The sequence below is a fragment of the Vibrio sp. NC2 genome, from assembly GCF_025195005.1.
In the GTDB taxonomy this organism is placed as follows: domain Bacteria; phylum Pseudomonadota; class Gammaproteobacteria; order Enterobacterales; family Vibrionaceae; genus Vibrio; species Vibrio splendidus.
Window position 1 is genome coordinate 107227 of record NZ_JANVFC010000007.1, and the last position, 12843, is coordinate 120069.

Below are 12843 nucleotides of genomic sequence, written 5' to 3' on the forward strand. Positions count from 1 at the left end.
TTTTGTAAGGAAGAGGTTTAGGATGGATCCTATTTTATATATCGAAGTTGGTGGTGTTGTGTGGCAAGTATTCCCTGATGGGACTTGGCTTCAATTACCTGCTACGCAGCCAAAAGTTGAAGGCGTGCAAGTCGTCAGCATTGAACCTCAGAATTTACAAGAGGCTCAGCCCTTAACTGAACCACAAATCGCCGCTGTTGAACAACAGTTGGAAAAGGTGGTCACCGAACTCGTTAACAACATTGAAAGCGCACCTCAACAGCCTAACTCAGCGAATGACCAACCTAGTTCCAGTGCCTCTTTTATTGCTTATGTTCGTTCCACCTTAGATGAAACGCTTGCAGAGGCGGGTTTTGATACGCGTCCTACAGAATATGTCGACGAAGATACAACCACGAATGAGGGTAACCTTGATATTCTGTTACCTAGTGCACTATTAACCGTTGATATTTTGGATGGTGGAGACGGTTACGAAAATCAGTTTGAAGTACCAGGTGTCACGATTACGGGCACGGCTGTGGATGTTCGAGACGGGCGTACTGTTGTTCTGACCATCACTGATGTTAACGGAACCACAGTAACCACCACAGCCATCACAAGCGATGAAACGTATGTCGTCAATGGGGTCGACCTCTCTTCATTGGAAGAGGGTGATCTCCAAGTCGATGCGGTTGTTGCCGATGATTTTGGCAATAGCATTACAGCTAACGATTCCACAATCAAAGACACATTAGCCAACATTGAGGTTGATTTCGATGGCTTTGGTGATGAGTTTTATAACAAATTTGAAGTCGAGAATGGTGCATTGGTTGGCACAGTGACCAATGTAGAAGATGGTCAAGTTATCTTAATTACGATTACAGATAGTGAGGGCTTATCTGTAGATTATTCCACGAACGTGTCTGGTAACAGCTGGACACTCGAAAACCAAGACTATTCCAATTTCGCGGAAGGCGAACTCACGGTTGTTGCAAGCACCATCGATATTGCCGGAAACCCTACGTCAGCTACCGATACCATTGTTAAGGATACGCTTGATCGAATCCTCGTTAGATTCGATGGGTTTGGCGATAACTATTATAACGAAAATGAAGTTAGCAAAGGTGCATTGATTGGTGCGATCTTCAATGTCGAGGATGGCCAAGTTATTGATATCACGATCACGGACAGCAATGGTTTATCTGTTGACTACACCACAGTTGTGTCTGGTAATTTTTGGAGTCTGAAAGACCAAGATTACTCTGGTTTTTCAGAAGGTGAGTTGACGGTTGTCGCTAGTACGACGGACGTAGCTGGTAATACGATTTCGTCTACCGATACAATTATGAAAGATACCTTAGTCAACATTGGTGTTGATTTCTCTGCATCTGATGATGAGTTTTATAACCAAGCTGAAGTCTCAAATGGGGCGTTGGTTGGTACTGTGGCAAATGTAGAAGAGGGTCAAACTATTTCAATTACTATTACGGATAGCCAAGGAAAATTCGTTGATTATTCAACGACGGTATCCGATGGTAATTGGACTCTAACCGGACAAGACTACTCTGCTTTTGCTGAAGGTCAGTTAATAGTTGAAGCTAGCGTTATTGATATCGCGGGAAATACTGCAACCTCCACGGATTCGATAGTTAAAGATACGCTAGCTTCTATCAGTGTCAATTTCTCTGCGTCGGATGATGAATATTACAACTCAGCAGAGGTGAGCAACGGCGCATTGGTTGGAACGGTGGTCAATGTTGAAGATGGCCAGACAGTATCAATCACTATCACCGATGTAGATGGTAAGTCAGAAAATTATACCGCGATAGTTTCTGGTGGCGGATGGAGTCTCACTGGTCAAGATTATTCCGCCTTTGTGGAAGGTATTCTGACAGTAGAAGCAAGCGTTACGGACGTTGCAGGCAATACCGCCACTTCTAGCGATACCATCGTCAAAGATACGTTGGCGGACATCAGTGTCAATTTCGATGGTTTTGGTGATGAGTATTACAACTCTGCCGAGGTGAGTAATGGCGCATTAGTTGGCACGGTGACCAATGTTGAAGATGGCCAAGAAGTTTCAATCACTATCACCGATGTTAATGGCAAGTCAGAAAATTATACCGCGACAGTCACCGGTGGTGAATGGACATTAGTCGGCCAAGACTATTCGGGTTTTGCAGAAGGTATCATGACTGTAGAGGCTACAATTACTGACGTTGCAGGCAATACTGCAACTTCTAGCGATACTATCGTCAAAGATACGTTAGCGGACATCAGTGTCGATTTTGATGGCTTTGGTGATGAGTATTACAACTCCGCCGAAGTGAGTAATGGCACTTTGGTCGGAACGGTGATCAATGTTGAAGATGGCCAAACAGTGTCAATCACCATCACCGATGTCGATGGCAAGTCAGAAAATTATACCGCGGTAGTTTCCGGTGGCGAATGGACTCTAATTGGTCAAGATTATTCAGCTTTCGCTGAAGGTACGTTAACAGTTGAAGCTACGGTTTCAGACGTTGCAGGCAACACTGCTACTTCTAGCGATACGATCGTCAAAGATACGCTGGCGGATATTAGTGTCGATTTTGATGGTTTTGGTGATGAGTATTACAACTCTGCTGAGGTCAGTAATGGCGCATTGGTCGGCACGGTGACCAATGTTGAAGATGGCCAGACAGTATCAATCACTATCACCGATGCCGATGGTAAGTCAGAAAATTATACCGCGATAGTTTCTGGTGGCGAATGGAGTCTCATTGGTCAAGATTATTCAGCCTTCGCTGAAGGCACGCTAACAGTAGAAGCTACGGTTACGGACATTGCGGGTAATACGGCAACTTCTAGCGATACGATCGTCAAAGATACGTTAGCGAACATCAGTGTCGATTTTGATGGTTTTGGTGATGAGTATTACAACTTAGCCGAAATTACTAATGGCGCATTGGTCGGCACGGTGACCAATGTTGAGGATGGCCAAACAGTATCAATCACCATTACCGATGTTGATGGTAAGTCAGAAAATTATACCGCGATAGTTTCTAGTGGCGAATGGACGCTAACTGGTCAAGATTATTCAGCCTTTGCTGAAGGCGAGTTAACGGTTGAAGCAAGCGTTACGGACGTTGCGGGCAATACAGCAACTTCTAGCGATACCATCGTCAAAGATACGCTGGCAGACATCGATGTCGATTTTGATGGTTTTGATGATGAGTATTACAACTCAGTTGAGGTAAGCAACGGTGCACTAGTGGGTACGGTTGCTAATGTTGAAGATGGCCAGACAGTATCAATCACTATCACCGATGTAGATGGTAAGTCAGAAAATTATACCGCGATAGTTTCTGGTGGCGGATGGAGTCTCACTGGTCAAGATTATTCCGCCTTTGTGGAAGGTATTCTGACAGTAGAAGCAAGCGTTACGGACATTGCGGGTAACACGGCAACTTCTAGCGACACCATAGTTAAAGATACACTGGCGGACATCAGTGTCAATTTCGATGGTTTTGGTGATGAGTATTACAACTCTGCCGAGGTGAGTAATGGCGCATTAGTTGGCACGGTGACCAATGTTGAAGATGGCCAAGAAGTTTCAATCACTATCACCGATGTTAATGGCAAGTCAGAAAATTATACCGCGACAGTCACCGGTGGTGAATGGACATTAGTCGGCCAAGACTATTCGGGTTTTGCAGAAGGTATCATGACTGTAGAGGCTACAGTTACTGACGTTGCAGGCAATACTGCAACTTCTAGCGATACTATCGTCAAAGATACGTTAGCGAGTATTGGTGTCGATTTTTCTGCATCTGATGATGAGTTTTACAACTCTGCAGAGGTAAGCAACGGCGCGTTGGTCGGAATGGTGGCTGATGTTGAAGACGGACAAGCTATTTTCATCACCATAACAGATAGCGCTGGTACTTCGGCTGATTATTCGACGGTGGTGTCTGGTGGTACGTGGACACTGACAGGTCAAGATTACTCTTCTTTTTCTGAAGGTATTTTAACAGTTCAGGCAACGGTTACGGACGTTGCAGGGAATGTCGCGATCTCCAGCGACACTATAGTCAAAGATACTTTAGCGGACATCAATGTTGATTTTGATGGTTTTGGAGATGAGTATTATAACCAATCTGAAGTGGTTGATGGTGTCTTAGTCGGTACGGTTGCCAATGTGGAAGATGGCCAAACGATTTCAATTACCATCACAGATAGTGCTGGTACGTCAGTAGAATATTCAACCACGGTTTCGGGGAGGAATTGGACTCTAACAGATCAGGACTATTCTGATTTTGCGGAAGGCACTTTGACGGTTGAAGCCACAGTTACGGACGTTGCGGGCAATACTGCAACCTCAAGTGACACCATAGTCAAAGATACGCTTATCAGTATCGATGTCGATTTCTCTGCATCAGATGATGAATACTACAACTTAGCCGAAATTACTAATGGTGCCTTGGTCGGAACGGTCGCAGACGTTGAAGATGGTCAAACGATCACTATTACTATCACCGATAGCCTTAATGTCTCCCAAGTTTATACGACCACAGTAGCTGGCGGAAACTGGACACTGACAGGCCAAGACTATTCGGATTTTGCAGAAGGTATTTTGACCGTTGAAGCTAGTGTTACGGATGTTGCGGGAAATAAGGTCACTTCTAGCGATACGATCGTTAAGGATACGCTGGCTAGCATCACCGCAGAATTTGATGATGCCGATAACATACTCAATACTGAAGAAGTGAAATCTGTTCGTCTTCAGGGTGTGGTTCAAAACGTTGAAGATGGTCAAACCGTAGATGTCACTGTCACTGATAGTAATAATCAATCTATAACGTTACAAACCGTGGTTGTTGCGGGTGCTTGGAGTATCGATGATGTTGACCTGTCTGCATTTGCGGATGGCAACATTACCGTAGAGGCGGTTACCGTTGATATTGCGGGTAATGAAGCTTCGGGGACTGACAGCACTGCGCAAATTAATACCGTACCGCCTGTTATTGATATTGATACCTTGTCTGGTTTCAGCATCTTGGATTTCCGAAGTGGTGACTTAACCGTCATGCAGGGGACAACCGATGTCTCCGAAGGCTTACCTGTTTACATCGAGATCAATGATGGTACTCAAACGCTGACTTTTGTTGGAGTCGTGGATGCGTCAGGTGGCTGGCTAGTCGAGAATATTGATGTTTCTAGTCTAGATCCGTCTTCAGAATGGATCATTGATGCAAGAGTTGCCAATTCAATTGGTAATGAAGCCAGTGATGATATGCCAAGTATTATACTGCCTGGTTCCGTCTCATTTTCTGAAAGCACGGTCGGGATCTTCGGAGATCAAACCCAAGTTGCTGACATCAATATTCAGTTTGCTGACGAATTCGCTTTTAGTGCAAACCAAGTCTCTGCCGAGGGAGTGACATCTCAAGGTCAATCTATCGCTATTGCATTAGAGTCTGATGGACAAGTGCTTAAAGCAACACGAACCGATGGAACACTGGTTTTTGAAGCAAAGATTGTCGGCGATGCCGTTGAAATCACTTTCTACCAAGCGGTTGACCAAAAAGCTGGTGAAGAGTTACTTCAAACAGCGATCATTATCGAAGGTCTCCAAATTGATGATGACGGGACCACTGAGCTGGTTTTAGGTGAACTACCGATCACGATTCTAGATTCCGAGCCTTTGTTGTTCGGCGAGTCTTACTTGATGGTTGAAGGTGAAACATCGTCAGGCAACGTTCTCAGCAATGACATTGACCTTGATACCGCACTAACTATTAGTAGCGTCGAAGTTGGTGGAGTCAGCAAGGACATTTCAGGTGCAACTCCTGCGGTGTTCAATACAGGGGATGGTGTATTAACCGTATTTGCTAACGGCCAGTGGACCTTTGAAGCGAATCGAAACTTAGATCACCAGCAAGATCATATCGTTACTTTTAATTATGTTGCCGCAGATTCTAGTGGTGATTTCGGTTCTGCCACGGCGACTATTGATATCACTGATGGTGCGGCAGGACAGATATTGGATGATTCGAAAACGGTGACGGAAGTCGACGTTACCTCCGGTTCGCAAACCATCAATGCTCAATTTACTATATTAGGTGGTTCGGATAACCCAGACCCAGATTCTATACAATTTAGCCCTGAGACTGTCGCGCAACTAGAAGCATTAGGTATTACTTCGGGAGGCGACTCTACAGCACTTACTTATACTCTCAGCGCAGATGGTCTCATTATTACAGCTAAGCAAGGTGATGATGATGTGTTCTCGTTTTCAATGACGACAACGGTCGACGGGAATAATGTACTTGCCGATATTGTATTAGTGATTGAACGCCCACTCGATCATGTTCTCACCAGTGATTTACTCACGATTCCGTTGAATATTATTGGTACAGATACTGATGGCACTGCTTTAGAAAACGGTCAAATATCATGGGTGATAGAGGACGGTAATGATCCGAGTTTGGTTCTTGACTCAAATGCTTCAGTCAACGAGTCGGATCTAAGCAATGCTTCTGTCGGTGAAGTCAGTAGCACCGGAACCTTCAGTCTCGGGATTGGCAGTGATTACTTAGACAGTGTGTTCTTTGATCTAGCAGACCAACCTCAGCTCTTCAGCGGCGGTGAACAGATTTATTACACTGTTTCTGAGGATGGAACATTATTGACTGGCTACGCCGGACCAGTAGTGGGTGGCGATGTCGCCTTTACTGTGAGTTTTGCCGCGCCCGTATCCGGGGATGTAGACAGCAGTGTGGATTATGTCTTCACTCTTTATAAAGGCTTAGATCAAACCAATGGTACGGATTCTCTTCCTTTTACTGTTACTGCTCGCGATTCAGATAATGATAAAACCAAACTAGACCTTAACATCTCTATTACTGACGGTGGTGAACCGTTTATTGGAAGTGGCACGGTTGAGCTATCTGAAACACCTATCGCCAATACAACACCAGACGGCGTAAGACAAAGCGCAGTGGTCAATTTGGATATCACTGCATCGCATGATCCTATCGTTTATCTTGGTATTGATGTGACAAACGGTCAGGCGGTTTTAGATGGTGATGGGGAAGCCGTTACTCATAATGGTGAAGCGTTAACTTGGAGAGACAATGGTGACGGCAGTTTCGATGCGATATTAAGTAATGGCGATGTCATTATGCAGATTCGTCTACCTTCGGACTATTTCCTAGAAGCCAATGCCTCCGGTACAGTTGCTGTTGAGATTGATCTATATCGCTCTATTGACCATGGCACTGGGTTAAAAGATACCGAATTGAATATACCGACAACGGTTGTCGTTATTGATTCAGACGGTTCGCGATCCACTCAAGAGTCAGATATTAAAATATACGATGGTAAGGATCCTGCATTCTCGATTGTAGGCAGCATATCTGTCGATGAAGATGGGCTCATTGGTGATAACGAACAAACTGGGACTGAAGAGCCAAGCCCATCGATCGCTATTATCCAAGGCTCGGACGATATCGCATCAGTTTCAATCAACATCGATGCTTTTGATGCCCTTGGTTACAGCAGTGGCGGACGAGCGATATCCTTGCAAGACGTGAATGCCGATGGTTGGTATTACGCTCAAGATACGTCGGGTAACGATATCTTCCGAATTCGTTTTAACAACGACGGCACAACAGAGTTCAACCTATATGCACCGCTTGATCATGCCACGGGTGACGGTGAAAATAATCTTGCTGTGAATTTTGAATTGGTTGTCACTGATGCCGATGGTGATAGCTCTGATCCTGCTATCTATTCAGTCAACGTTACGGATGCGGTTCCTACTTCTCGAAGCGGTTCGATTGAAATGGTTGAGGGCGATGATCTCAATGGGCAATTCTTAACCGAAGAGTTTACAGGCGCCGATGGTGCGGAAATCATTAGCTTCACCTATCGAAATGTCACGTATACCTTTGATGATGTCGGTACTCCTATCACGATCAATCTTATCAACGACTATGATAGTGGAACTACTTATGGTCAGTTTACTCTTTCACCAGATGGTAGTTACCAACTAACCACAAATCCAAACGTATCGACAGATCCTACTAACCCTAAAATAATCGATGATATCGACTATTTGGTACGAGATGCAGATGGTGATGAAGTAATAAGTAACGCTGAGCTTGTGTTAGATGATAACGAAGGTTTTATTCGTTATGAAGATTCTGAAACCACAGAAGACAACGATGCGATTATCGTCGTGAGTGTGGCAACCGGAGATGTGGACCAAAGCGAAACCGTTACTGCTATTGAGTTCTCTGAAGCTTCTTTGCAAGGCGGTAGCTTGTACTTAGATGGCGTATTGCTTCAAGTGGTTGATGGCAAGGTGACGCTTTCAGGTAATCAGTTAACGGCGATTGACAGTCAGTTTACCAGCCCGAATGGTCAGTTAACTTATCGACCTGCACTTCATGAATCGAATACGACCTCAACGGTTATTTTAGCGATCAACGCCATTATTAGCACTGATACGGTTCCAAAAGAACTCACGGCCGACATTGCTGTTTCTGTTTTACCCGTGGCAGATGCGCCTGATTGGTCGGATTCTGTATTTACTTATCAATCAGTGGAAGATGACGCAGACCCAATTAAGTTGGATATCACCGCTCAGTTGGTCGACCAAGACACATCTGAAGAATTGTCTTACACCATTAGTGGCATTCCAGATGGGCTGAATATCACCTTGAACGGAAATGCCGTTAAAGAGGGTAAGGAGTACACTCAGAATCAAATCGATAAGATGGAAATTAGAGCCGATGAAAACCTTGCGGGTCGATTCGAGTTTGAGATTACTGCGATTGCAACCGAAGCGGGAAACACCTTCGCTAACCCTGATGATAGAACTGCCGATATTGTTAATACTGTAGTCGTTGAGATCTCACCGGATGCGGACACTCCCATTTTATCTGTTAAAGATTACAAAGGTCTTGAAGATGAAAACATCTTCTTAAAGAACGTAATCAATGGTGCGTTGACTGATACCGATGGTTCTGAATCGTTAAGTTACCAAATTGAAGTACAAGACGGGTGGGCAATTCAAGGTGGGTTGTTTGACTTAATTGGCCCTAATACTTATCTCGTGTCTGCTGAAGCGATAGAGAACGGTACTGCTTATTTAATACCAAAAGAAGACATCAGTTCGTTTACGGAAGAGCTGTTTATTAAGGTGACTGCCGTTTCTTATGAATCGACAGTTGACTCGTTAGATCCCGTTAATGTGACTGCACTTAGCGACACCAAAACCATCAATATTTTCCTTAAAGGTGTCGTCGATGAGCCGATTGTTGTCGATGGAGGTAATGCTCATTGGGAATATGATAGTGATGCCAAAGTCATCAGCAACCAATCTGTTCTAAATGAAGATGGTTTGATTCGACTTGATTTTGTCGTCCAAACAACCGATGACGATGTTTCGGAAGAGATTAATATACTGCTTACCAACATTCCTGAAGGCACTTTGCTGGTGGATGCGATGGGCAAGCCAGTGTCGCTGACGATCGCGTATGTTGATGATGTGACAGGGCCTGTATTACAAGTCTCTAACGCTCAACTGAATGACCTATACCTCAAGCCTGTTACTGATTTCAGTGGCGCGTTAGAGCTAACTGTTATTGCTATTTCAACAGAGCCAGATGGTGATTCGGGCGAGTTTCCGATGACGTTGAAAGTAGAGTTAGCACCGATTGTTGATCAAGAAGATGGTCAAACAGTTAGCACTCAAGGTATTGAAGACAGCCAAATTGGATTGAATCTAGAGCCATCAGTGAATCAAGATGTTGATGGTAGTGAGTCTTTAACGGGTTATGTGATTGATAGCCTTCCTGCTGACCTGACTCTCTATTTCGATGGCAGTGTTATTGATGTGCCGGTTTCAGGGTTAGATTTAGAAAGTTTATTAGACTCTACGACGCCAACACTGTCCGAGCTTTTAAGTAGCGGAAGACTATCCGTCACCGCTACTGAAGATTTGAGCGGTACATTTTCGATCCCAATTACCTACGAAGTTACCGACACTTCGCCGACAGGCTCGACTGATGTAAAAGATATCTCGGGATCAATCAGTGTCACCGTCGATGCGAGGGTTGAGTCAGATACTCGTTTGGAAAGTTCTGGTCAGCTATACCTCAGTGAGGACGGTTCTCCAGTCAACGTGTCTGATGCGGTTACTTTTGTTGACGCAGATATGGATGGCTCAGAGTACTTAGACTATATCTTGATCGATGTGCCTGATGGCTATTCGCTGATTATCGATCACCCCAACGGAGCCGCTCAAGATGTTTCAGGAAACTGGATTATCTCTGCGAACGGTCTTACGAGTGACTCTATCCAAGAGTTGGCGCAAGAAATCTTGAGCGGTATGACGATCTCCAGCCCAAGCGATACTCCCGTTTTAGATATTGTGGTTCGTGCTCGTGTGATTGATGGCGAAGATTCGAAGTATATTGATACTTCATTCCAAATTCAGATCACTGGCCATGACGGCGGTGGCGGTACTTGTGACCCTGTTGGCCCACCAAGTCCCATTCAACCGGGTGGTGATATTAAGACTAATGAAGGCGAAGATATCGATTTAACGGGCTTGCTCAATACCAATGTAGCGAGTGACCCAGACAATACGATCTCTTTCTATATTCCTGCCGATTCTCTTCCTGAAGGCGTCGAGATTTCGGGTGATGGTGTTATTGCGGAATATGACGCGGCTGGCGAAGTAGTCGGTTACTCGATCACTGCCGATGGTCTCTCGAAATTGACGTTAACTGGATTGGACGAAGACTTCGCTGGGTGTATTGATTTCACCATAGAGACGATTGAAACCTCCCCTTGTAATGGTGAGACTGTAACGACAGCTCAAACTATTAGTATTCAAGTATTGCCTGTTGTGGATGACATTACCGTTGCCGCGGATTCGACAACAATCCAGGAAGACATAGCAACAGATCTTAATCTAGAGCTCGTTCTGGGAGATAGCGTTGAAGATGGTCAGCTAATCGAGGGTGAAGGCAATAGTGCTACTGGTAAGGAGACCGTTAACTCTCTGACCATCACAGTATCAAATGGTGTAACACTATCGGAGAGTCCTGCTGATACTGGCTTGTTGGTTGATAACGGCAATGGTACTTGGACGGTAACGGATCCTAGCCGATTGAGTGATGTGTTGGTAACACCACCTGAACATTACAGCGGCGATATCACCTTAACGGTAACTGCAAATATTACCGATGAAGCGGATTGTGTCGTTGAAACGGATACGCAAGATAAAACAACCGTAGTGACGATCACAGTTGAACCTGTTGCAGATGCGGCGAACTTGGTGACAGAGGATATTGTCGGCGACGAAGATCACTACATTTCATTGTCATCACTCAGCGCGGAGCTGATTGACCAAGATGGCTCTGAAAATATGTCCTTGGCATTGAAAGGCGTGCCTGAAGGTGCGGTTGTTGCGATAAAGGTCGGCGACAGCTACGAATTAGTTCCTAACAATGGCGTCGATGGCGGTACCTTTGATGGTAACCCTAGTTACGAGTGGCAGCTTGATCCTAGTCAGCTTGCTAATCTCGTTATTATGCCGCCACGCGATTTCAGTGGTGACATGAATCTTGTTCTTGAGGCGATTACTCAAGAAATCGGCACCACAGAAATCCGCTATACCGAATCTGAATTTACCGTTGGTGTAAATCCTATTGGTGACAAGGTTGAGTTCTTCGATTTACCAGAACAGCTCACTGGAAGTGAAGATGATGGCATCGTGATTCCTCTTGATGCCAATAGCTTTGAAACTAACAGTGATGAGTTTTTAGCGATTACGGTAACAGTGAATGGAACTTCGGATCCATCAGGTTTAGTTGGACTAGATCGAATTCGAATTGGATCAGAAACCAGTTCTTTCACCAGTGTTGGTGGCATCATACAGGCGACTATCCTCGTTAAAGCAAGTTCTGTTGATGAACTCGAATTCTTTGCAGGCGATGCGTTTGGTAACCTCGATATTACGATTACCGGCCGAACGGTTGATCAAAATACGGTACTCGGTGAGTTAGTGGTCGACACGGGTGACCCGAGCTCGCAAGACATGACGCTTATTATCACACCAGAGCCTGATGCACCGTTATTGAGCGTTGAATACTCTTCGATCGTGGCAGAAGCAAGTGGCACGATTCCTCTTGGTTTAGACCTTTCTCTTGTAAACCCTGCTGATTCAGAAGTGGGCTTCATTACAATTTATGATATTCCCGCAGGTTTGACGTTCTCACATGGCTCGATGGTCGATAGTCAATATGTGGTGGACTTGGCAGATGTACCGAATCTAGCGATTACGGGTGGCTATGATGGCGTTGACCCATTTGAAATCACCATCGAACCTTCAGCTGAAATAGGCAACAACCAAGCGGTAGGATTACCCCAAACGGTATCGGTTGAATTTGTTGCTGAAGGGGATTCTACGATTACCGCGACAGATGATAACGACCTGCTGATTGGCGGGACGGGCTCAGATAATTTTGTGTTCGCATCTTCAGGCTTAGGGAGTGCAGAAGCACCAAGCTACGATGTGATTCAAGATTTTGATGCGTCTCCAGATACTGATGCAATTGACCTCTCGGGTATTTTGGGAAGCCTAGGGCTTAATACAGGGCTAGGGGCAACACAATATCTAGATTTAGAGGAATCTGGTGAGGGCGTGACCATTTCTATTAAGCCAAATGGAGATGATGACGTTCAACAAAACATCTTATTAACCGATGTTACGTACGACGATCTGTATCAAGGCGACAGTAGCAGTGCATTAGAAGCACAAATTTTACAAAAAATGATAGATGACAACAACTTAACGCTGTAAGT

The 12843-nt window shown here is 44.8% G+C and carries 1 protein-coding gene; it reads left to right on the plus strand.

The genetic code is table 11. The annotated features are described in order from the left end of the window. Positions 1-22: 22 nt before the first annotated feature. Positions 23-12841 carry an Ig-like domain-containing protein gene (locus tag NX845_RS11755; protein WP_311319411.1) on the plus strand — a complete coding sequence of 4273 codons (12819 nt, stop codon included), beginning with the start codon at positions 23-25 and terminating at the stop codon, positions 12839-12841. Positions 12842-12843 lie beyond the last annotated feature (2 nt).

What these genes read in the sequence shown, in the direction of transcription:
- NX845_RS11755 (WP_311319411.1), top strand. Translation starts at nt 23, where the DNA reads ATGGATCCTATTTTATATATCGAAGTTGGTGGTGTTGTGTGGCAAGTA.